Origin of the sequence: Thiobaca trueperi (genome assembly GCF_004342175.1) — a bacterium.
GTDB lineage: Bacteria > Pseudomonadota > Gammaproteobacteria > Chromatiales > Chromatiaceae > Thiobaca > Thiobaca trueperi.
Genome location: NZ_SMAO01000003.1, coordinates 490,479 through 513,071, shown reverse-complemented (window position 1 = coordinate 513,071; position 22,593 = coordinate 490,479). Strand labels below are relative to the sequence as shown.

Sequence of the window (22,593 nt, the reverse complement as noted above, 5' to 3'; positions counted from 1 at the left end):
CGCATGCCGCACTGGGCGCGGTTTAACTGACGACTTTTAGGAGTTTCCCCATGCATCCCTTCGACATCCCGAACCTGACGCTCGGCCCCGGTTCGCAGCCAGCGGAAGACGATGGCGCGGAACTGGCCTGTCTTCCGTTGCCAAAGGTGATGCAGACCTACCAGCCGCCCCGTCTGCCCGAAGCGGATGAACTGGGCGATTGTGCAGTGGGGCTGCGTCTTCTGGAGCAGTTGCTGACGCAACTGCAACACTATTCCGTGCTGGAACCTGCGCCCGCGCTGGATCTGCTGTCGCTGTCCGAGTCCGACCGCCTGCTGGTCAGTCAGGCGCTCGGCGAAGGTGAAGTCAGCATTCTCTTCACGACCGGTTCACTGCGGATTCAGGAAACCCGGCTGGCGGGCGTCTGGCGGGTTCAGTCGCATGATGCGTCGGGACAGCTCACGCGCGATGTGATCGAGGTGGCGGACATCCCCGGCGATGTGCGCGAGATGGCCTTTCATCCTGCAAAAACTCAAATCATGGCGGACGCGCAGCCCCCGGCGGACGTCCTGACGGCCCGCTCGATTCTGGCCGAACTGAATGCGCAGGTCGCACCGTGGCAGCCCGGCGATCCGCCCCATGTCGTCAACCTGACCCTTTTGCCCCATTCGGCGTCGGATCTGACTTATCTGGAGCAGCAGCTCGGCCCCGGCGCCCTGACCATCCTCTCGCGCGGCTATGGCAACTGCCGGATCACGGCGACAGCCTTAAAGCACTGCTGGTGGGTACAGCATTTCAATTCGGACGACCGGCTCATCCTCAACAGCATCGAGATCGTGGATATTCCCGCAGCGGCGCTGGCCGCTCAGGAGGACATCGAAGACAGCGCCGCCCGTCTGGTCGAGATCCTCCAGGCTCTGCGCTGAACCCGCCCCTGACATCACTCGCCATAGATCCAGTTGTAATCAGCCGGGCAATCATCCTGCTCCTGACGCGCGCCGCCGCTGGCTGCATTCAGAACGCGACTCTTCGCCACGCCATAAGCCAGATCGTGGATTTCCTGGAGAAAAACGAGATCCTGCCAGGCATCGAAGGGCCAGCCGGCGCGACCGCCGCGCCGGTCAAGCATGAGGTCGGCAAACATCAGATCGAAAGATTCCGGATCGCCCCAGCATCCGTGCAGGCGCTTGACAATATGCGGAAAATCGTTTTCGAGCAGGGAAAGCATGGCGCCAACTCCTGAATGTTGAGATCGCCTGGAGCGCCATCGTCGTGTCCAATTAACCTGGCCATAACAGATTGACGAATGGCTCAAGTTCTTCAAGTGGTTGCTCAATAAGGATAGCCAGCGCCGCAATCGTTTTTGCGAACCAGGTCACGCTTTTCAATGCTCGGCAAGACTGCCGACACCTTGGGTCCATCCTCCGATCCGGTTATGCTGCGAAGCATGTCGAACCTGCGCGAAAAACTGGCGGAATACGGATTCGAGTCGAACGACGACTACGATTTCCCGCTGCGCTGTCTGCTCGACAGCCCGACACGCGGCATCCGCACGCTCAATATCGAAGGGGACGGCGAACGCCGCAAGACGGCTTTTGCGCATGCGCTCGCCCAGGCGCTGGAGTTCCCGCACATCCTCTATCACGACTTCACCGACGAACATCCACCACTGCCGGACGTGATCCTGCCGTCAGGCTGCGACGAGATGGGACGGGAAGAGCCCCCCATCGATCCGCTGGACCGCATCGTCAGCGAGGCCTGCGCCCAGAGCGAAGGCGAACCCACGGCACTGATCCTTGACCAGTTGCACGCCGCCGACTTCCGCGAACACATGCGTATCCAGCGCCTGATCACGCATCGGATCTGGAACGTGCGCGATGGCCGTTACGTCGCCAATCCGCGCCATCTGATCCTGTTTCTGATCGCCGGGGATCCACTTTATCACGCCCTGCAGAAAGAGAGCTTCCGCATCTGGATCGGGCGCTCATCGGAGCGGCAGATCATCTGGCGACCGGACGATTTCGCTCTCGACTCCCATGCCGAACCACTTTTCGACGCGCTGGGCGAGCTGTTTCGCACCCTCGGCAGCGCCCCGACGCGCAGCGAGTTCGCGCATATCCTGTACGATCTGCAACGTCATGTCCGGACTGTCGAACACCTGCAACTCAGTCTCTACGGCCGAATCGAAGTCATCGACCGGCGGGCGCTCGCCGACCCGGCGCGCGGCGAACAGTTGACCCGGATCATCGAAGCATCCCAGACTCTGCTGCTGGCAGAGCACATCGAGCTGTCAGGCAGTTGATCCGTCCGTCATCCCTCAACAGGAAGGCAAACCCGAAACAGGATGACATTTGCGACCCACGGCTCATCGAGCCCAACACGCGGAGATCACAGCATGAATCGCAAACAACGTATCGAGATCAAGCTCAGGGATGCACTGAGCCCGGCGCATCTGGATGTCGTCGATGAAAGCTACATGCATGCGGTACCAGCCGACTCCGAGTCGCATTTCAAGGTGCTGGCGGTCAGCGATGCCTTTATCGGCCTGCCATTGATCGATCGTCATCGGCGTCTGAATCAACTGCTCGATGCGGAACTGCAAAATGGCCTGCATGCGCTGACGCTCCATACCTGGACGCCCGATGAATGGCACGCGAAGGGTGGCACGACGCCCACGTCGCCGCCCTGCCTCGGCGGCTCGCAACTGGGTTAGGCTGAGACGACAGCCAGTCGATATACTCTCAGTCTTGTCGATTCGGAATCAATCATCATGCCAGCCCTCTATCAATCCAATCTTTCCAGTCTGCCGCTGATCGGACGCGGCAAGGTGCGCGACATCTATGCGGTCGGCGCCGACCGGCTCCTGATCGTCGCCACTGACCGGCTGTCGGCCTTCGATGTCGTGCTGCCGCAGCCGATCCCTGGCAAGGGCGAGGTGCTCACCCGCGTCTCCCATTTCTGGTTCGCGCGCACCGCCAGTCTGATACCGAATCATCTTGCTCAGACGCCGGTCGCGGCCGTCGTCACCGACCCTGCCGAGCTCGCGCAGCTTGGTGATCGGGCCATGGTGGTGCGCCGTCTCAAGCCGCTGCCGGTAGAGGCCATCGTGCGCGGTTATCTCATCGGCTCGGGCTGGAAGGACTATCAGCAGACCGGCAGGGTCTGCGGCATCGCCCTGCCATCCGGACTGCGTCAGGCTGACCAGCTACCGGAGCCCATCTTCACCCCCTCGACCAAGGCCGAGCTGGGCGATCATGACGAGAACGTCGATTTCGATCACATCGTCAATCTGCTGGGAGCTGAACTGGCCGGTCAGGTACGCGACATCAGTCTGGCGATTTATACCGATTGCGCCGCCTATGCGCGTGAACGCGGCATCCTCATCGCCGACACCAAGTTCGAGTTCGGACTCGACGATCAGGGCCGACTGCATCTGATCGACGAGGTGCTGACCCCGGACTCATCCCGCTTCTGGCCCGCCGACCAGTACCGCCCGGGAACCAGTCCGCCGAGCTTCGACAAGCAGTTCGTGCGCGATTATCTGGAGACGCTCGATTGGGACAAGACCCCGCCCGGCCCGGAACTGCCGCAGACGATCATCGAGCGCACGGCAGCCAAATACCGGGAAGCCGAGCAGCGATTGACACAGCCTTAGCCGATAGCATGACGTCAGATGCACAGCAGCGCGTCTGACGTTCACTCGGCTCAACCGGATCGGAGAACGCGGATGCAATTGGATCAGATCGCCGTGGGCATGCGACTCGCCAGGGATATCCATGATCCGCATGGCTGTCTTTTGGTCCGCGCCGGCGTTCTGATCACCGACCGCCATCTCAAGGCATTCAAGTCCTGGGGCATCCAGGACATCGCCATTGCGTCGGACGAGACTTCAACGCCCATTCCAAGCCGGGATCCGGCGGTTGTCATGGAACTGCGCGAGCTGCTCGATGCGCAATTCAGTCTGAGCAATCCCGACCATCCCGCCGTCCAGGCGCTTTACCAGATCTGTCTGGAACGCGCACTCTGTAACCGCTGACGGGGAGCTGTCGATGCGTGCGTCAAACATCCTTGAACGCCTCGGCGAGCTGCCTTCACTGCCCTCCGTCTATCACCGCGCCCGTGAAGCGATGGACGATCCGCACGGGTCGCTGGAGGTCGTGGCCCGCATCATCGAAGCCGACCCCGCACTCACCGTCCGCGTGCTGCGGGTCGCCAACAGCGCACTGTACGGGCTTCCGGCCAGGGTGGACAGCGTCCTGCGCGCCCTGACCGTCATCGGCACCGCCGAAACGCGCAACCTGATTCTGGCCACCTCCATCATCTCAGTCTTTCAGGATCTACCGCTGGGCGCGGTGTCGATGCGCTCCTTCTGGGAACACAGTATTGCCTGCGGCATTGCCGCGCGCGCCATCGCCCGCCGCACCGGACTGCAAGAAACCGAGCATTACTATCTGGCCGGATTGCTCCATGACATCGGCCGCCTGCCGTTGTTCATCCTGGAGCCCCACGCCATGAGCGCCATCCTGCTGGCCCATCGGGACCGCAAGGGTCATCTGTGGGAGCTGGAGCAACCGTTATTCGGCGCCACACATGCCCTGATCGGCGCGGCCTTACTCGAACGGTGGGATATTCCGGCCATGTACTGTTCTGCCGCCGCGCTGCACCATGGCGCGCCCGCCGACCACTCCTGGCCAGCGGAAGCCGCCGTCACGCATATCGCGGATCTGATCGTCAACAGTCTGCGCATCGGGACCGGCGGAACACGCTATGCCCCCTGGCTGAACGAGACCGCCTGGCTGAATACGGGCCTGGCGGTCGAGGATCTGCCGGCCATCAGCGAGGTCACCATCTTTGCCACGCGGGATATCGTCTCCGCTTTTCTGGAGCATTAAATGAATCCCGCCATGCGTCCGCCGCTTCTGTCCCCCTCCGAATCCCCCGGCGAATTCTCCCACAGTGCACCGAATCTCTATCCACTCGCACTCGATATCCTGCGCGAGGCCATCACCCGTCTGCCTGCCTGCCGCACGCTTACCGAGCTGTGCAATGCCCTGGATCGATCCGCACGCTTCCTGCTGCCCTCGGCCAGCATGGGCATCCTGCTACGCCAACCCGATGCCTGTTTCGAGCTGATCCATTGCTCGCCCATGACCGCATGGGAATCCATGCACGCCCTGACGGAACACCTGGTCGATTCCGGCTGCTTTGCCCGGGCCTTGCAGCACAGTCACGGTTACGCGACGGATGTGCCGGATCAGACCTCTCTGTTGCAACGTCTCGCCACCCCCAGACGGATCGATGGCATGGTGGTTTGGGTGGAACGCCGGATCCCTGCCCTGCTGCACCAGCCGCTGGGGGCTTTGGCCGATCTGGCGGCCTTGAGCCTCAGTCGCCTGCACAGCGATACCGAAGACGGCCAACCGCCTGCGTACCAGGATCTGGCGCAGTTCAATACCCCTCTTCTGAGTCATGAGGTCATCATTCCGACGGACCACCTGACCGGTCTGGCGCATCGCACCCGTTTCATCCGCTTCCTGCGACGGGCCGTGGCCGAGGACGTGTCGCCGTTGGGGGTTGGCGTCATTCTGCTGGACATCGACGGCTTTCACCGCGTCAATCGCGAATTCGGCTGCGAAACGGGCGACCAGGTGTTACGGGATGTCGCCCAGCGGCTGGATGGCGCGCTGCGCTCCCGCTTCATCCAGGATGAGCTTGGAATCGCCGACTGCGATCTCTGTTTCGCCCGCACCGGCGCCGACGAATTCGGGCTGGCGCTCTCGCATATGCGTTATCCGCAGTTTTTGCCGGACATCGCCGCCCACCTGCACAGCCATCTTGCCGACGGGTTCCGCCAGAACGACTCCAGACTCCATCTTTCGGTCAGCATCGGCGTCGCCTCATTGGACAACGAGGCCGGCACGCCATCGGCGCAGGCACTCCTGCGCAGCGCGGATACGGCCCTCAAGCGCGCCAAGCTGGCAGGGCGCAATCAGTATGCGGTCTACGAGTCCGCCTGGAATGAAACCGGGTCAGTGCATCTGCGCACCGAATCGCTCCTGCAGGAGGCGCTGCGCAAAGATCAGTTCGTGCTGCACTTCCAGCCGCTGTTCCGTCTCGACGACCAGACCCTGATCGGCGCCGAAGTGCTGCTGCGTCTGTGGATCGGAGACGACGCGCCGCTGCCGCCCGCGACCTTCATCCCCATCGCCGAAAGCAGCGGCCAGATCGTCGAGATCGGTGAATGGGTGTTGCGCCGGGTCTGCCGCCAGATCCATGTCTGGGATGCCCAGGGATTCCCGCCCATCCCGCTCTCCATCAATGTGTCGGCCATTGAGTTGAGTCGCGCCGATCTGACCCCGAGGCTCAGCCATATCCTCGACCAGTCGCACATTCCGGTTGCCCGGATACATATCGAGATCACCGAAACGGCCATTGCACACAACGAAGATCAGGCGCTCGCCAACATCAATGCACTGCGGGCAGCCGGTTTCGAGGTCTGGATCGACGATTTCGGCACCGGCTATTCATCCCTGAAATCGATCAAGAATTTCCCCATTTCCGGCCTGAAGCTGGATCGCGAGTTCGTCAAAGACCTGGCGCACAGTCCGGCGGCAGAGGCCATCACCGGCAGCATCCTGTCCATGGCCCGGCAGCTGGGCTACCCAGTGGTCGGCGAAGGAATTGAAGAGGCCGCGCAGTTGCAGTTCCTGCAACAGCACGGCTGTCATGCCGGACAGGGATTTCATCTTGGCCGTCCGGTCTCGCCCGAGACGTTTCAGGACTGCTACTTCCGATGACCGACGAGGATCCTCCCACGGACTCGACGGATCTGCATTCAGACCGGACGCGGTTTAAGGTGGTTTCCGGGAAAGTTTCTACCAGAATCAAGGTGCCAAATGGACAGGATGAGCAGGATTTCGCAGGATTCACAGGAGACAAGCCATTGTTTTATTTATCCTGTCAATCTTGAAAAATCCTGTGAATCCTGTCCATTCACGACCTCTCCGTGGGTAGATTGTTTTCAGGAAATCACCTAAGGCCGCAGCGACCCCAGCGTGCCGATGGACAGGGGACCGGGTTCCAGGGTGTCGCCCAGTTCGGCGACCGTCCGCAGCGCCGCTGGATCCAGGATCGTGATCTGATTGCCCTGGATGCGGATGACACCCTGACCGCTGAGTGACTTGATGACCCGCGAAAAGGTCTCCGGCTGCACCGAGAGCCGTGAGGCGAGCACACCCTTGCGCACATCAAGCTCCAGAGTGTGACCGTCCGGGGGCATCTTCGCCGCCAGATAGCGGGCGACGCGACTGGTTGCGGTATGCAGGGTGAGATCATCGATCTCGCCGATCAGTCCGCGCAGCCGCTGACTCAGCGCGCCGAGCAGCAGAAAGCAGGTGTCCACCGATTCGCGCAGCATGCCAGCGAAATCGCGGGCGTCGATGGCGATCAGCTCGGACGGTGCGAGTGCGGAGGCGCAGACCGGATAGCGTGGCGCATTGAGAAACATCAGCGCCTCAGCGAAGGTCTGACCGGGATTGACGATCTCGATGACCTTTTCCGCGCCCTCGGGCGAGAGCCGGAAGAGCCGCATCTGACCCGTCAGAAGCAGATAAAAGCGGGTGGCGGAATCGCCCTGACTGAAGAGCAGTTGCTCCGCATCCAGTCTGACACGCGCGGCCTGCCGGCTGACACGCTCCAGTTGTGCGGGGGCGAGACGCGAGAGCAGCGGCGCGCGGCGTAAATCATCGATCATGCTGACTCCACCCCGACATCCCAGACCTCGACCCGATTGCGCCCGGCCTGTTTGGCCTGATACAGGAGACGGTCAGCCACATCAAGCAACTGCTCGAAGGATATCGAGATGCCATTGGAAATGGCTGCGACTCCCAGGCTGAGCGTCACCGACACCGTTCCTTCTTTGGTATCGATCTGCAGTTCAGTGACAGAAATCCGCAGCCGTTCCGCCAAGGCACGCGCCGTCTCCAGATCGGTTTCCGGCAACAGGATGACAAATTCCTCGCCGCCATAGCGGGCCAGAATATCCACCTGTCTCAAGCCGCTCCGGATCCGGCTGGCGACGGCCCGCAAAACCTCATCACCGATCAGATGACCATAACGATCATTGACCGCCTTGAAATGATCGATATCCACCATGAACAGCGCCAATGGACGCTGATAACGGAGGAAACGCTCATATTCCTGCTCGGCCAGGATGAAAAAATGACGCCGGTTGAGCAGCCCGGTCAAGGGATCCTGGGTCGCCAGACGGCGCAGCTCCTCTTCCAGACGCTTGCGCTCGGTGACGTCACGAATGATCTCGATGGCACCCACAATCTGCCCATTGATATCGCGCAACGGCGAGATCTTGGCAAAAATCCAGGCGCCACGCCCATCATAGAGTGCATTGCAGAAGGCCTCCGCCGCGACCGTGTCGCCCTCATGGGTGACATTGGCATAGCGGTTCATGATGGCGCTGGAGGGATGATCCAGAAAGACCAGATCCATCAACTGGGATCTGGGCTCGCCATAAAAGGGGATGGTGTAGGCATAGTCACCCCGCCCGAGCATTTCTGCCGCCGGAATGCCGGTCATGGTCTCAATCGCCTTGTTCCAGATAATGACCCGCTTGTCCTGATCGATGGCCAGCAGGGCGTCGGGGAGAAAATCGATGATGTCGGCAAGCTGACGCTGACTCGTCCGTAATATCTGTTCGGTTTGCAGCCGTTCGCTGATGTCCGTGCCAATGCCCACCATGGCGACAGGCTCGCCCGCTTCGTCCCTGACGAGCGTGGTGCGCAGATCAAGGATGACCTGAGAACCATCGGCGCACTCATTCACCGCCCTGCCACGCCAGGCGCCCAGGGTCAGCGTGGCATCGACGATCTCCTGCTGGGTCGCGTCGGCCTGCTGCCCATCACCATAGCTGGAGACATGCTGCCCGACCCGAGCGTCGGGCGACGTGCCCAGCGCGCGCGCCTGAGTGCGGTTGATGTAGGTGACGATGCCGTTCAGATCGGTGATGGTCACCTGGTCCTGGATCTGATCGAGCACCAGCGCCTGCATGCGCAACTGCTTCTCGCGTTCGGCCAATGCGTCGTAAGCCGTTTTCAGGCGACGATCATCCCGCTCCTTGAGCAGCAGCAGAAAGCCGGTTCCGCCCACCAGCATGAAGAGATACATCATCAGAAATGCCAGCGCCTGGACGGCATCCCCCGACTCATCGGGCGTCAGTTCGGCACTCGCCGCCAGGGCCAGGATCAGACAGAAGAGGCCATAGATCCAGCCGAATATCCGGTACAGCCGCTGAAGGCAGGCCCGATCCGTGACACCACCGCTTTTGTAGGCAAAGAGAATGATCGCCGACATCAGGTTGCCGATGAACAGCAGCGCAATGAGTGTGTGGATATCAAATGAGAACAGCGCCATCGACAAAACATCCCTGGTTTCGATCAGTGTCGATGTTAGAGTTTCCTGATCCACCTGTCATGCGGGATCTGCAAGGATCCCGGAACCTGATCAATCCTCGCGGTGATAGCCTTGAATCCGCTCGACTTCGTTCTTTGAGCCCAGAATCACCGGCACCCGCTGATGCAATGATTCAGGCTGCAAATCCAGGATGCGTTCGGTGCCGGTAATGGCCGCCCCGCCCGCCTGTTCGACGATGAACGACATGGGATTGGCCTCATAGAGCAGACGCAGCTTGCCGCCCTGCCCTTTCGCCTGCATCTTGGAATCCATGGGGTACATGAAGACCCCGCCACGGGTCAGGATGCGATGCACCTCGGCCACCATCGAAGCGATCCAGCGCATGTTGAAATCATCGCCGCGCGGGCCTTCGCTGCCGTCCAGACACTCCTGCACATAGCGCCGCACCGGCGGCTCCCAGAAGCGCATGTTGGACATGTTGATGGCGAACTCGCGGGTGTCAGCCGGAATCGTCATCTGCGGATGGGTCAGGATGAACTCGCCAATGTTCTGGTCGAGCGTGAAGCCGTTGACCCCGTTGCCAGTGGTCAGCACCATCATGGTCGAGGGGCCGTAGAGCGCATAGCCCGCCGCCACCTGCTGCGTCCCGGCCTGCAGAAAACCGCGTTCGGTCGGGTTCGCGCCGCAGCCGGGACAGCGCAGGATGGAAAAGATCGTTCCGACCGAGACATTGACATCAATGTTGGACGAACCGTCGAGCGGATCGAAGGTCAGGAGATATTTGCCGCGCGGGTACTGACTCGGGATGGGATAGATGTCGTCCATTTCCTCCGAGGCCATCGCCGCCAGATGGCCGGCCCATTCGTTGGATTTGATGAAGATGTCGTTGGAGAGCACATCCAGCTTCTTCTGGGTCTCGCCCTGGACATTCTCGCTGCCGGCGCTGCCGAGCACGCCGACCAGCGCACCATGGTTGACCAGATGGCTGATGACCTTGCAGGCCGTGACCACGTCATTGAGCAGTGACGTGAAATCGCCCGTCGCACCGGCGACGTGGCGTTGTTCCTCGATGATGAACTGGGTAATGCTGGTGCCGTTATGCATGCCGATCCTCGTCTCGTTCTGTTTGATTTGTTAGTCGAAAAAACTCAGTCAAAATAGGGCGTTCGCCTCTTCCATTGCATCTTCAAGCAGGACCTCCAACTGCGCCAGCCTGATCTCCTTGACACCCAATACCTGGGCCTCCAGCGTGGCCGCCAGCTCGATCTCGGGGTCGGCGGGCTGACCGATGCCGAGTTTATGACAAACGATGTCCAGCAACCGGGTAATCATCAGCAGCACGTCGGCTTCGTCGCACGACTCGGCATGATGATCGCGGGCCACGCCGGCATAGACCTCGGGCAGTTCCCAGGTGAGCATCAGCCGATAGCCCAGATCATTGTGCATCGCCTCCAGAATCTCGTTCACCAGCGGCTCGGTCAGCGCCAGGGGCTGGTCGCGATCCTGCGCCAGCTTTTCCAGCACCTTGAGCAGATAAAGCTCGCCGATGTCGTGCAGCAGTCCGGCCAGAAAGACCTCTTCGGCACGCGCCGCGTAACCGATCTGCTCCGCCAGCCAGCGCCCCCCCGTCGCGCAGGCGAAGGAGCGGTTCCAGAGTGCTGGCAGATAGGGTGCGATCACCCTGACCTGTGCGCTGTGCGCCATGAGCTGAGAGGCGACCATCGCCAGATTGGTGACCCGCTCCATCCCCAGCCGCACCACGGCGGCGCTGACGGTATCGATCTGCCTGAGTCCGCCATAGAAGGATGAATTCGCCAGACGCAGCACACGACTCGCCAGCGACTGATCCTTCATGATGAGGTCTGCAATGCGGTTCATGGACACAGTGTCAGACTGTCTGAGCTTTTGCAGCTCCAGCGCCACGCGATTGAAGACCGGCAGTTGCAGACTGTCGGTCGCGTAGCGTTCTTCAATTCGATCCTTGAGTGATTTTTCGCTCACGCCTTGGCCTCGGGAAAAATAGAAAAGAGTCGTCAGTCACTGCCAAGTGCCATTCACCGCCCTGGCAATTCGCCAGCCAGCCGCAGAATCTCATGCAGCGGTCGCAGCTTGCCCAGACGCGGCAGATGACGCAGCACTTCCTGCACCGTGGTCATACCCTGCGCGGCCTTGGCCAGACCGTCTTCCATCAGGGTAATGAGGCCGGAGGTTTCGACACTGATCCGGCGAATTTCGGACGAGGTGCGCTTGTTGAGGATGGCGTCCTTCACCGCCTCGTTCAGCACCAGCAGCTCGAAGACTCCGACCCGTCCGGCGTAACCGGTGTAGTGGCAGGCGCTGCACCCGCGTCCATGACGAAAGCGGGCGCCGGCCAGATCGGCCTGCGCACAGCCGAGCCGATGCAGTTCATGGGCGTTGGGTCGATAGGGCTCGGCGCACGCCTCGCAGACATGGCGCATCAGACGTTGCGCCAGTACCGAAACCACGGTGGATGAGATCAGAAAGGTCTCGATCTGCATGTTCATCAGACGCAGCAGACCGCCGATACTGTCCTCGGTATGAAAAGTGGTCAATACCTTGTGCCCGGTGAGCGCCGCCTGAATCGCCGATTCGGCTGAAAACTGGTCGCGGATCTCGCCGAGCACGATCACGTCTGGATCCTGCCGCACCATGTGGCGCAGGGTTTCCTCAAAGGTGAGATTGATCTTGGGGTTCAGATTGCACTGGGCGATGCCTTCGATGACATATTCCACCGGATCCTCGGCAGTGGCGATGCTGTGCTCCATGTCATTGAGATAATTGACCGCACCATAGAGCGTGGTGGTCTTGCCGGATCCCGTGGGGCCGGTGATGAGAATGACCCCGCTGGGCAGATCCAGCGCATCCTCCAGAAAGCGTTCCAGCATGCGGGGGGCCATGCCGACTTCCTTGATGTCGAGCAGTTCGGCCTTGCGACTGAGCAGCCGCAGCACGATTTTTTCGCCAAAGATGGTGACATAGAAGGATGCGCGCACATCACTGCGGCGTCCGCTCTGCGGGTCGTCGAAACGAAAGCCGCCGCCCTGATGACGGCGTTTTTCGGCGATATCCGCCTTGCAGAGCACCTTGAGCCGGCTGGTGATGGCCGGGGCAAGGTCAAGGCCGAGTTCCTTGTGCAGCATGAGAATGCCATCGCGCCGCAGACGTACCCGGAGCTGCTGGCGCATGGGCTCGATATGAATATCGCTGGCGCCCACTTCGAGCGCAGCGAGAATGATCTCGTCCACCACGCGGGTGACGTCGGCCTCGTCCACCTCCACCGGACGCTGGCGCGCATACTGGCGACTGCTGTCATAGCTCTTGATGGCCTCTTCGAGCGCGCGACGGGTGCCGATGGCCGCCACCACCGAGCCAAAGGCACCCTCGGCCGCCTGTCGGGCAAAGGTATCCAGTGGGTTGCGAAAGACCACCAGGACGTCCTGGCCGTCGCGACGCAGCGGCACCGCCTGAAAGCGTCGGCACCAGTCGGGGGTGACCTGTCCGATGAGTTCGCGGTCGATGGCGGTGAAACTGGGTTCCTCATGGGGAAAGCCGAGCTGATCCGCCAGCACCTCGATGAGCTGGTATTCCTGAATCAGCCGCTTGTCGAGCAGGATCTCGCCGAGTCGTTTCCCCTTGAACTCGGGATCCTGCTGGGCCTCCAGCGCCGCCCGCAACTCCTGCGGTTTGAGATAACCCAGTTCCACCAGCAGATTGCCCAGGGGTACGGTCTGGCGATGCGTGCGCAGCGCCTCGCGCAACTGTCGGGGATCCAGATAGCCAAGCTCCTGCAACACCTTGACCAGCGAGTAATCGTCGCGGAGTTTGTCGCGGACACGGCGGGCATGCGTCAGTTGCTCGCCGCTGATGACGCCGTGTTCGAGCAGGATGGAAGCAATCTGGTTGCCGGTGCCTTGCGGAGGCACAGGCGCCGCTGGCGCGCTGGCGGACGGATCCGGGGTCTGATCGTTCATGGATGACACGGCGTCCAAGTGGATTGACCGACCCCGGCCGGGGCGATCGGCCCGCCAGCCGACGGCCCGTTCCGGGTCAGGCCGTCAGCGACAGACCAACATGAGGGGTCAGTTATTCTTGGCCCCCTGCGCGATCCAGTTTTCGATCGTTGCGATCTGATTGGCAGGGATAGGATCCTTGCCATGCGGCATCTGGATCGATTTATCGACCTCGCCCGCCACCAGTCGATAGAGGCTGCTGGACAGCGGATCGCCCGGCACGATCACGGGACCGAATTTGGTGCCTTTCATGACCGAGGCATAGGACTCGACCAGAAAGCCGCTGGCCAGAAATCCCTTGCCACCCTGCAAATGGCACTCGACACAATGCTTCTTGATGATCGGCTGTACGTCCCGCGCGAAACTGACGGTGGGCGTCCGATTACAGCCAGCCAGGAGGAGCACCAGCGGCAGACCAAGCGCGGCGGAACTCATGTATTGTTTCATCGTGATTTTTTTCATCGTTTTTCATCCTCACTGAGATAACACTACTCACTGCACGCGCCGACTCAGTTCCTGGCATCGCCATTGGCTTTCGTGGGGCAGGCGGCAGAGTCTCTGAACGCCCTGTTTCAGCTTTTCAAACATACCCTGTCGCGACCGACAGGCATCACGGCGTCAGCCGGTGCATCATGCCCCCAGTGGTGGATTCGAGCAATGCGCGCACCGGCCCGAAACTGCGACGATGCGCCGCACAGGGTCCGAGCCGGCGCAGGGCCTCCAGATGAGCGCGGGTCGGATAGCCTTTGTGACCGACGAAACCATAACCCGGAAAATCCTGCTCCATCTGCACCATCAGACGGTCACGGGCGACCTTGGCCAGAATGGAAGCGGCGCCGATGGCCGGCACCAGACCGTCGCCACCGATGATCGCCTGCGTCTCAACCGCAAAATCGGGACAGCGATTGCCATCGACCAGGATCCGCTCCGGCTGAATCGGGAGCGCCGCCACCGCACGCTGCATCGCCAGCAGCGAGGCGTGCAGGATATTGAGCCGGTCGATCTCCTCGACGCTGGCCCAGGCGACCGCCCAGGCGAGCGCGTGCTCCTGAATCGCACGCTCCAGCGTGGCGCGACGTGCCGGACTCAGCTTCTTTGAGTCATCCAGACCACTGATTGGACAGGCCGGATCCAGGATCACGGCCGCCGCGCTGACCGGCCCCGCCAGCGGGCCGCGCCCGGCCTCATCGACCCCGGCGATCAACAGGGCACGCTCGGTCATCATGCCTCGCGTCCGATCAGTTTCAGCACCGCACGCGCCGCCTCGCGGGCGGCATGACGGCGCAGACTCAGATGAATCCGTCCATACTCGGCCTGGATGCCGGCGATACGCTCGGGTGCATCGAGCCACTCCAGCAGCGCGAACGCCAGCAGATCAGGGCGGCAGCGATCCTGAATGAACTCCGGCGCCAGTGCCTGCCCCGCCAGCAGATTGGACATCGCGATATAGGGCACCTTGACCAGACCCAGTCGCTTGACCAGATGATAGGACAGCGGATGGACGCGGTAGGCGACCACCATCGGACGTTTCAGCAGCAGCGTCTCCAGGGTGGCGGTCCCCGAGGCGGTCAGCACGCAATCGGCAGCGGCAATCGCCTCGCGGCTGCGGCCATCCAGCAGCGTCACCGGCAGATCCGGCGCGCGCTGCGCCAGTTCGGCAGCGAAAAGCTCGCGCAGCCGCGCATTGACCAGGGGCACAACGAAACGCAGATCAGGTCGTGCGGCCAGACAGAGCCGGGCCGCATCGATAAAGGGACCGGCCAGACGCTGCATCTCGCCCACCCGACTGCCCGGCAGGAGCGCGATGACCGGAACGTCGAGCGACAGACCCAGCCGGGCGCGGACTTCGTCCCGGTTCACCTCCAGCGGAATCTCGTCGGCCAGCGGATGACCGACATAGGTTGCCGGCACACCATGCTGGCGCAGGAAGGTTTCCTCGAAGGGGAAGACGCTCAGCATCAGATCCACCGCGCGGCGGATCCCCTTCACCCGCCCGGGACGCCAGGCCCAGACGGTCGGACTCACCAGATGCACGGTCCTGATGCCGGCCTCGCGCAGTCGTCGTTCCAGACCCAGATTGAAGTCCGGGGCATCGACGCCGATGAAGACATCCGGACGCTCGGTGAGAAAAAATCGCACCAGATCACGCCGCAGACCGAGCAGTTCGGGCAGATGCCGGAGCACTTCGGTCAGCCCCATGACCGACAGCCGCTCCATCGCAAACAGAGTCTCGCAGCCCGCCGCCTGCATCTGCGGCCCGGCCACACCGACAAAGCGCGCAGTCGGGAGCAGCTCGCGCAGCTCCCGGACGAGTGCAGCCCCGAGCAGATCGCCCGACGCTTCGTTGGCCACCACCCCGACAAGCACCATAAAATCCTGTTTAAAAAATCAAACATCATGAATTCAGCCGTGTGCAACACGGCTGAATTCATCAGCGGACGAGACTGCGGTTGCTGTCGGCGATGAAGTCAGCCAGCACCGCGAGTTCCGGAGTGGTCGCTGCCAGTTCGCGGATGCGCGCCAGCGCCTCGTCGCGTTTCAGATTCGCCATGTAAAGTGTGCGGTAGGCGCGTTTGATGGCCTGAATGGTCTCGGTGGCAAAACCGCGACGGCGCAGCCCCTCCGAATTGACCCCGTGCGGCTCGGCCGGATGTCCGCCGACCATGAAATAGGGCGGCACATTGCGGCTCAGGACCGAGCCCATGGCGCAGAAGCTGTGGATGCCGATCCGGCAGAACTGATGGACGATGGTGAACCCGCCCAGAATCGCCCAGTCCTGCACCTCGACATGCCCGCCCAGTGAAGCGGCATTGGCCATGATGACCTGATTGCCGATGCGGCAGTCGTGCGCCACATGGGTGTAGGCCATGAAGAGATTGTCGTCGCCGATGCGCGTGACACCCTGATCCTGGGCGGTGCCGCGATGCAGGGTGGCGCATTCGCGCACCTGGTTGCGATCGCCCATTTCAAGCCATGTCGGCTCGCCGCCGTATTTTTTGTCCTGCGGATCTTCGCCAACCGAGGCGAACTGGAAGATGCGATTGTCGCGCCCGATCCGCAGCGGCCCGCGCAGCACCGCATGGGGTCCGATACGGGTGCCGGCATCGATCTGCACCCCGGCGCCGATCACGGCAAAGGGACCGACCTCGACACTGGTGTCCAGCTCGGCCCCGGCATCGACGACGGCAGAGGGGTGAATCAAGCGTCCACGTCCCGCGCGGTGCACATCACTTCGGCGGTGGCGACCACCCGATCATCGACCCGCGCCTCGGCGTCGAATTTCCAGATCCCCCGGCGGACGGGACCGAGCTTGACCTCCATGATCAACTGATCGCCCGGCTCGACCGGACGCTTGAACCGCGCCTTGTCGATGCCGACGAAGTAATAAAGCTTGTTGCCCACTTCGTCCGGACGCGAGGCCATCGCCAGCAGACCGGTCGCCTGCGCCATGGCCTCGACAATGAGCACCCCCGGCATCACCGGGCGCACCGGGAAATGGCCCATGAAAAAAGGCTCGTTATAGGAGACGTTCTTGAGTGCGATCAGATAGTCATTGACCCTGTAATCGATGACCTTATCGACCAGCAGAAAGGGATAGCGGTGCGGCAGGAGACTCAACACCTTGTGAATATCCATCGTGTTCGCGACAGCCCCCGAGCAATCGGGATACTGATCCGGATCCTTCTCCTCCACATGTGATCCGTCCATCAGGAATTCCCCCGCTCTGTTGTGACCTGCTCTGTTGTGATAGCCATCGTTTCAATACATGCTTCAAGCTGTTTGAGTCGGCGCGTCAGGTCATCGAGATGTCTGAAACGCGCCACGTTGCGTCGCCAGTCCGTGCTGGGCATGGCCGGGATCCCGCTACTGTAGGAGCCGGGCTCCAGGAACGAGCGCGTGACCATCGCCATGCCGGTGAAATGCACGTTGTCGCCAATTTCCAGATGTCCCGCCATGCCGACCGCACCGGCGATGGTGCAGTTGCGACCGATCCGGGTCGAGCCGGAGATGCCGGTATTGGCCGCCATTGCGGTATTGTCACCGATTTCGACGTTGTGTCCGATCTGAATGTGATTGTCGAGCTTGACGCCATGGCCGACGAGTGTGTCGCCGATGGCGCCACGATCAACCGTGGTATTGGCGCCGATCTCGACATCGTCGCCCAGCACCGCCCGCCCGATTTGCGGCATGCGGATCCAGCGATCGCCATCGTGCGCGAAACCGAAGCCATCGCGACCGATGACGGCCCCCGGATGCAGCAGCGCCCGCCTGCCGACCCGCGTCCCGGCGCAGAGCGTCACCCGCGCTACCAGCCGGCTGTCTTCACCAACCTCGACCCCCGCGCCGAGAATGCAGCCAGGTCCGATAAAGACGCGCGGCCCCACAACAACACCGGACTCCAGAATCGCCAGCGGACCGATCCAGGCGGTCGGATCGATGCGCGCATCGGGATCGATCACTGCGCTCGGATGGATGCCGCCGACGACCGGCGGCTCCGGGTGCAGAATCCGTGCCGCCTGAGTGAAGGTCAGATAGGGATTGTCGCTGAGCAGGACCGGCGTCTGCGCTAAGGCTGCGTCAGCTTCAGACAGGATCACGGCGGCCGCCCCGGTGGTCGCGAGATGGCGGCGATACTTGGGATCGCCAAGAAATGCGAGACCCCGCTCATCCGCCTGCGTTAATTGAGCGATATGCGAAACGAGAACCTCTCCATCACCACGCAGCGGCACACCGAGCAGGGCGGAGAGTTCGCTGAGACAGATCTCCAAGCGTTCGGATCTCCTGACAGTCGGATCGTTGAAACGTCAGTGAGGCGTCGGCGCAACCGGCCGCCATGCACGCCTGCTCATTTTTTCTTGAATTCCTGTTTCAGCCGCTCGATCACCAGCTCGGAGATGTCGATGCGCGGATTGGAATAAACCAGTCCCTCGCTGAGGATCAGATCGATCTTCTGTTCCTTGGCCAGCTCGACCACGACCTCCTGCACCTGACGCACCAGCTTGGTCCGCAGTTCATTCTGACGCAGCGCAAAATCATCCTGGAACTCATCCCGCGCGTATTTCAATTTGCGGGTACGGCTGCGAATGTCGTTCTGCAGGCGCTGGTTCTCGCTTTCGCTCATGAGTGCGCCATCACGTTCAAGCCTGCCCTGCAAGGCGGCGATCTGTTCCTGCTGATCGCGCAGGCTGCGCTCGCGATCCTCAACCTCGCGCTGGAGCGCATCGCGGGCGGCCTCGTATTGTGGCGACTGTTCGACAATTCGATTGGGATCGACCACGGCAATTCGATAGTCGCTCGCCGCAAATGCGTGATGAACGCAGCCTATCGACACGGCCAGGAACGAAACAGCAAGGACTTTCACAGGCCACCCCGTCAATCAGAAGGTTTGTCCAAATCCAAACTGGAAGACCTGGGTGTCGTCCCCGTCTTTCTCGTTGAGCGGGAAGGCAAAGCTCACGGAAAGCGCGCCGACTGGGGACAGCCAGGTCGCAGACAGGCCGGTCGAATAACGCAGATCGCCCAGGTCGAACCCGGTCGAGGTCAGGAGATCCGAATCCTGTAGGGTCCACACATTGCCAAAATCGAGAAAGGCGCCCAAACGCAGGGTCTTTTCGAACTGACCGCCGACCGGGGCCGGCGCGAAGAGTTCGACGCTGCCGGCCAGTTTCAGATTGCCGCCGACCGGGTCGTCGGTGAGAAGTTCGCGCGGCCCGAGCGTATTGGCCTTCCAGCCGCGCACCGAACGCGGCCCGCCAGCATAATAATTCTCGAAGAACGGCAGCGAATTCATATCGCCATAGCTGTCACCATACCCCACGTCGCCGCTCAATGAGAAGACGAAACGAGAGGTCAGCGGGATATAAACCTGTTCCTGATAATTGATCTTGTAGTATTGCAGATCGGCACCGGGAACCGCGACTTCACCATAGACCGAGCGCAGTCCGCCGCGTGTCGGGAAGATCGCCGTGTCACGACTGTCGTTCATATAGTTTCCGGACAGAATGACATCGTTGAAGGTGTTGCCGTTCTGCGCGACGAAGTCTTGGGCGAGCGGCGACAAACCGGCGGTAAAATCGGTATATTGATACCGAATCCCCATGCCGGCACGACTGGTGTCAGAGATGGGCAGCCCAAAATTGAGCCCGGCAATACCCACATTGGTCGAATAATCGGCGCCGATCAACTCGTCGAAATCGGTCTCTTTATAAGACAGATTGAAGCCGCGACTGATACCGTCAACCGTATAGTAGGGATTGGTATAGGCGAACTGATACAGCCGGGTGGCCGTGCTGGTGTTAAAGGCCAGCGCCACACGCTTGCCGGTGCCGAGAAAATTGTTCTGGGTCACGCTGGCATTGAGCAGAATGCCCTGCGACTGCGAATAGCCGACGCCAGCAGCGAGATTTCCAGCCGGCTTTTCCTTGACCGTCACATCGACATCGACCTGATCCGGCGAACCGGCGACCGCTGGAGTCTCCATGGACACGTCGTCGAAGTAGCCCAGACGCTGAAGCCGCTCGCGCGATTTGCGCACCAGATCCGCCGAGAACCAGGCGGCCTCCAATTGACGCATCTCGCGACGCAGCACCTCGTCGCGGGTACGCGTATTGCCCTTCATATTGACCCGACGCACATAGACACGCTTGCCCGAATCAACGAAAAAGGTCACAGCCACTTCGTGCTTTTCCTCATCGACATCAGGAACGGTATTCACATTGGCAAAGGCATAACCCTCATCGCCAAGCAGAGTGGAAATCCGCTCGGCGCTTTCAGTGGTGGCCTTGCGTGAAAAGAAATCGCCGCGCTTGAGCTGGATCAGCGGAAAGAGTTTCTCAGCCGGAACCGCCGGCTCGCCAGCCAGCTTGATGTCGCTGATACGGAAGGGCTTGCCTTCATCGATGACGACGGTGACATAGATCTCTTTCTTGTCGGCGCTGATCGAGACCTGCGTGGACTTGATATCGAATTTAATGTAGCCGCGATCCAGATAGAAGGAGCGCAGCGATTCCAGATCGCCGGCGAGTTTCTGCTTGGAATATTGATCGTTCTTGGAATAGAAGGAATTCCAGCGGGTCGATCCCAGCTCGAACTGTTTGCGCAGTTCGTCTGTGGTAAAGGCTTCGTTGCCGATGATGTTGACCTGCTTGATGCGGGCGGTCAGACCTTCAATGACCTCAATGTTGATGGCAACGCGATTGCGCTCCAGCGGCGACACCGTGGACTGAATGATGACGCCATATTTGCCGCGTGCGAAATACTGACGTTCCAGTTCCTGTTCGATCCGATCCAGCACCGAGCGATTGAAGACGCGGCCTTCTTTCAAACCGATGTCGGCCAAGGCAGTATCGAGCGCCTTGGTGTCGATGTCCTTGTTGCCGGTGATCTTGATTTCGGCGATGGCCGGTCGTTCGCGCACCCAGAGCACCAGCACGCTGCCATCCCGCTCGACCCTTACATCATCGAAGAAACCGGTCTGATAGAGCGCGCGAATGATGCCGCCGGTGACATCCTCGCCAACCGTATCGCCAACCTGTACCGGGAGATAATTGAAGACGGTACCGGGCGCGATGCGTTGCAGACCTTCGATGCGGATATCGGAGACCTGAAACACCTCCGCGACGGCGGACAGGTGTATCGAGCACAGAAGCGCGAACAGCAGGACAGAGTGCCGGGCGCTACCACGGAAAGACTGAGAGATCGCGCGCAAGAGGGATTCCCCTGGATGAAGCCGAAGTGTGCCGTGCAGCCGGCATCCTGTAGGGGCGGTAGTATAAGGGATCCCCTCGCCTTAGCCCAATAGCCGCGAGAGATCGACGTAGAAGGCGAGCAGCATGAGTCCGCCCAGCAGCACGAAACCGACCTTCTGCCCCTGAAGCTGGCTCTCTTCGGATACCGGGCTGCCCTTGATCCACTCGATCAGAAAATACAGCAGATGTCCGCCATCGAGCACCGGGATCGGCAGGAGATTGAGGACGCCGAGGCTGATGCTGATGACGGCGAGAAATTTCACGAAGGAGACCACGCCATAACTTGCCGTGCGTCCGGCGGTCTCGGCGATGGTGATGGGGCCGCTCAGATTGTGCACCGATGCCTCGCCCACCAGCATCCGTCCCACGACACGCAGCATGAGCACGCTCATCTCGACCGTCTTGGAGACCGCCTGATCCAGCGCCTCGACCGGTCCATAGCGGACCTGCACCAGATAGCCGTCCATCAGGCCGTCCGGCACCTGCACACCGGCGCCGATGCGCCCGATCACGCCATGTTCCGTTTCCGTTGCGCGGGGCGTGATCGGGAGCGGCGCAATCACCCGACCGTCGCGTTCAACCTCAACCTGCATGGTCTGATCCGGTCGTTCGCGCACCCGGTTCACCCACTCCTGCCAGGACTGAATCGGAACGCCGTCGGCAGCGATCAGCCGGTCGCCGAGCTGGAGCCCGGCAAGCTGTGCCGATCCTCCGGGCACCAGTTCACCGATGACGGCGGGAATGACGGGGCGGCTGGGTTCGAGCCCCAGACGTTTCAGCAGGTCCGGCTCTTCCGTCAGTCCGGCCAGCGTCCTGCCCGGAATCCAGCGATTGCGCTCCTGTCCGGCGGCATCGCGCACCCGCACCTGAAGCTCCTCGCCATCCAGCGCCTTGACCATGAAATCAAGCACGGCGGTTTCCCAACTGCGCGCAGGACGGTCGCCAATGCGCAGCAGTTCGTCGCCGGTCTGAAAACCCGCCTCGGCGGCGATGGAGTGAGGCGTGACCACGCCGACCAGCGGTCTCAGACCGGTGTCACCGGCGACGAAGATCGCCCAGTAGGCGAGAATGGCAAAGAGCAGATTGAACAGCGGCCCGGCAACCACGATGGCGGAACGCTTCCACAGCGCCTGACGATTGAAGGCGCGGTCGAGCTGATCCTCGGGGACGGGCTCCTCCCGCTCGTCGAGCATCTTGATGTAACCGCCGAACGGGATCGCCGCCAGCACATATTCGGTGTCGTCGGGGTGGCGCTGCCAGCGCAGCAGTGGCCGGCCAAAGCCAATCGAAAACCGCAGCACCTTGACACCGAGGCGCCGCGCGACCCAGAAATGACCGAACTCATGGACGGTGATCAGGATCGCCAGGGCGACGATAAAGGAGCCGATGGTGAAGAGTGTATCCAGCAT

At 61.4% G+C, this 22,593-nt stretch carries 22 protein-coding genes; 7 read left to right on the top strand and 15 right to left on the bottom strand.

All coding sequences use genetic code 11. From position 1 onward, the window contains the following. The first annotated feature begins 50 nt into the window (after positions 1-50). On the top strand, positions 51-905 hold the full coding sequence (locus EDC35_RS08085; RefSeq protein WP_132976722.1) for a hydrogenase expression/formation protein: 855 nt from the start codon (positions 51-53) through the stop codon (positions 903-905). 14 nt (positions 906-919) lie between these two features. Here the strand turns inward: EDC35_RS08085 and EDC35_RS08080 are convergent, their stop codons facing one another. Then, positions 920-1,207, bottom strand: a complete 288-nt coding sequence (locus EDC35_RS08080; RefSeq protein WP_132976721.1) for a hypothetical protein — start codon at positions 1,205-1,207, stop codon at positions 920-922. Between the two features lie 219 nt (positions 1,208-1,426). Between EDC35_RS08080 and EDC35_RS08075 the strand changes: the two genes are divergently transcribed. The 6 genes from EDC35_RS08075 (at position 1,427) to EDC35_RS08050 (ending at position 6,776) form a co-directional block, all read left to right on the top strand. Continuing rightward, complete coding sequence (locus EDC35_RS08075; protein ID WP_132976720.1) at positions 1,427-2,281, top strand: hypothetical protein; 855 nt, start codon at positions 1,427-1,429, stop codon at positions 2,279-2,281. Positions 2,282-2,374: 93 nt separating this feature from the next. Then, a complete protein-coding gene (locus tag EDC35_RS08070) occupies positions 2,375-2,692 on the top strand; it encodes a BolA family protein (protein WP_132976719.1) in 318 nt (105 codons plus the stop codon). Positions 2,693-2,749: 57 nt separating this feature from the next. Next, complete coding sequence (locus EDC35_RS08065; protein ID WP_132976718.1) at positions 2,750-3,634, top strand: phosphoribosylaminoimidazolesuccinocarboxamide synthase; 885 nt, start codon at positions 2,750-2,752, stop codon at positions 3,632-3,634. A 72-nt stretch (positions 3,635-3,706) separates the two neighbouring features. Beyond that, the gene (locus tag EDC35_RS08060; protein WP_132976717.1) at positions 3,707-4,015 is read left to right on the top strand and encodes a hypothetical protein; all 309 of its coding nucleotides are present in this window, start codon (positions 3,707-3,709) and stop codon (positions 4,013-4,015) included. Positions 4,016-4,028: 13 nt separating this feature from the next. Then, positions 4,029-4,871, top strand: coding sequence for an HDOD domain-containing protein (locus tag EDC35_RS08055; RefSeq protein ID WP_132976716.1), 843 nt, complete (start codon positions 4,029-4,031; stop codon positions 4,869-4,871). Further along, a complete protein-coding gene (locus EDC35_RS08050; protein ID WP_132976715.1) occupies positions 4,872-6,776 on the top strand; it encodes a putative bifunctional diguanylate cyclase/phosphodiesterase in 1,905 nt (634 codons plus the stop codon). It begins immediately after the preceding gene. Positions 6,777-7,012: 236 nt separating this feature from the next. On the opposite strand, the gene EDC35_RS08045 is transcribed toward EDC35_RS08050, so the two are convergent. The 14 genes from EDC35_RS08045 to rseP form a co-directional block, all read right to left on the bottom strand. Beyond that, positions 7,013-7,732 (bottom strand): Crp/Fnr family transcriptional regulator, encoded by a 720-nt coding sequence (locus tag EDC35_RS08045; protein ID WP_132976714.1) that lies wholly within the window; start codon positions 7,730-7,732, stop codon positions 7,013-7,015. After that, on the bottom strand, positions 7,729-9,405 hold the full coding sequence (locus EDC35_RS08040) for a sensor domain-containing diguanylate cyclase (protein WP_132976713.1): 1,677 nt from the start codon (positions 9,403-9,405) through the stop codon (positions 7,729-7,731). Before EDC35_RS08040 ends, EDC35_RS08045 begins: the two co-directional genes overlap by 4 nt. Before the next feature lie 90 nt (positions 9,406-9,495). After that, positions 9,496-10,509: a class 1 fructose-bisphosphatase gene (locus tag EDC35_RS08035; protein WP_132976712.1), complete on the bottom strand. Its 1,014-nt coding sequence runs from the start codon at positions 10,507-10,509 to the stop codon at positions 9,496-9,498. A 48-nt stretch (positions 10,510-10,557) separates the two neighbouring features. Then, the gene (locus tag EDC35_RS08030; protein ID WP_132976711.1) at positions 10,558-11,406 is read right to left on the bottom strand and encodes an HDOD domain-containing protein; all 849 of its coding nucleotides are present in this window, start codon (positions 11,404-11,406) and stop codon (positions 10,558-10,560) included. Positions 11,407-11,459: 53 nt separating this feature from the next. Next, entirely contained in the window at positions 11,460-13,397 is a 1,938-nt protein-coding gene (locus tag EDC35_RS08025; RefSeq protein WP_132976710.1) for a GspE/PulE family protein, read from the bottom strand. 108 nt (positions 13,398-13,505) lie between these two features. Beyond that, a complete protein-coding gene (locus EDC35_RS08020) occupies positions 13,506-13,898 on the bottom strand; it encodes a c-type cytochrome domain-containing protein (RefSeq protein WP_243651529.1) in 393 nt (130 codons plus the stop codon). A 148-nt stretch (positions 13,899-14,046) separates the two neighbouring features. Beyond that, positions 14,047-14,658 carry a ribonuclease HII gene (rnhB, locus tag EDC35_RS08015; RefSeq protein ID WP_132976767.1) on the bottom strand — a complete coding sequence of 204 codons (612 nt, stop codon included), beginning with the start codon at positions 14,656-14,658 and terminating at the stop codon, positions 14,047-14,049. Next, positions 14,658-15,806 carry a lipid-A-disaccharide synthase gene (lpxB, locus tag EDC35_RS08010; protein ID WP_132976709.1) on the bottom strand — a complete coding sequence of 383 codons (1,149 nt, stop codon included), beginning with the start codon at positions 15,804-15,806 and terminating at the stop codon, positions 14,658-14,660. The genes rnhB and lpxB overlap by 1 nt, the downstream gene beginning before the upstream one ends. A 61-nt stretch (positions 15,807-15,867) precedes the next feature. Beyond that, entirely contained in the window at positions 15,868-16,638 is a 771-nt protein-coding gene (lpxA, locus tag EDC35_RS08005) for an acyl-ACP--UDP-N-acetylglucosamine O-acyltransferase (RefSeq protein WP_207896147.1), read from the bottom strand. After that, positions 16,635-17,144 carry a 3-hydroxyacyl-ACP dehydratase FabZ gene (gene fabZ / locus EDC35_RS08000; protein WP_132976707.1) on the bottom strand — a complete coding sequence of 170 codons (510 nt, stop codon included), beginning with the start codon at positions 17,142-17,144 and terminating at the stop codon, positions 16,635-16,637. The genes lpxA and fabZ overlap by 4 nt, the downstream gene beginning before the upstream one ends. After that, the gene (gene lpxD / locus EDC35_RS07995) at positions 17,144-18,205 is read right to left on the bottom strand and encodes a UDP-3-O-(3-hydroxymyristoyl)glucosamine N-acyltransferase (protein WP_132976706.1); all 1,062 of its coding nucleotides are present in this window, start codon (positions 18,203-18,205) and stop codon (positions 17,144-17,146) included. Before lpxD ends, fabZ begins: the two co-directional genes overlap by 1 nt. Before the next feature lie 77 nt (positions 18,206-18,282). After that, the gene (locus EDC35_RS07990) at positions 18,283-18,762 is read right to left on the bottom strand and encodes an OmpH/Skp family outer membrane protein (RefSeq protein WP_132976766.1); all 480 of its coding nucleotides are present in this window, start codon (positions 18,760-18,762) and stop codon (positions 18,283-18,285) included. Between the two features lie 51 nt (positions 18,763-18,813). Further along, on the bottom strand, positions 18,814-21,144 hold the full coding sequence (gene bamA / locus EDC35_RS07985) for an outer membrane protein assembly factor BamA (protein WP_132976705.1): 2,331 nt from the start codon (positions 21,142-21,144) through the stop codon (positions 18,814-18,816). A gap of 81 nt (positions 21,145-21,225) precedes the next feature. After that, positions 21,226-22,590, bottom strand: coding sequence for an RIP metalloprotease RseP (gene rseP, locus EDC35_RS07980; protein ID WP_207896159.1), 1,365 nt, complete (start codon positions 22,588-22,590; stop codon positions 21,226-21,228). Between the last annotated feature and the right edge of the window lie 3 nt (positions 22,591-22,593).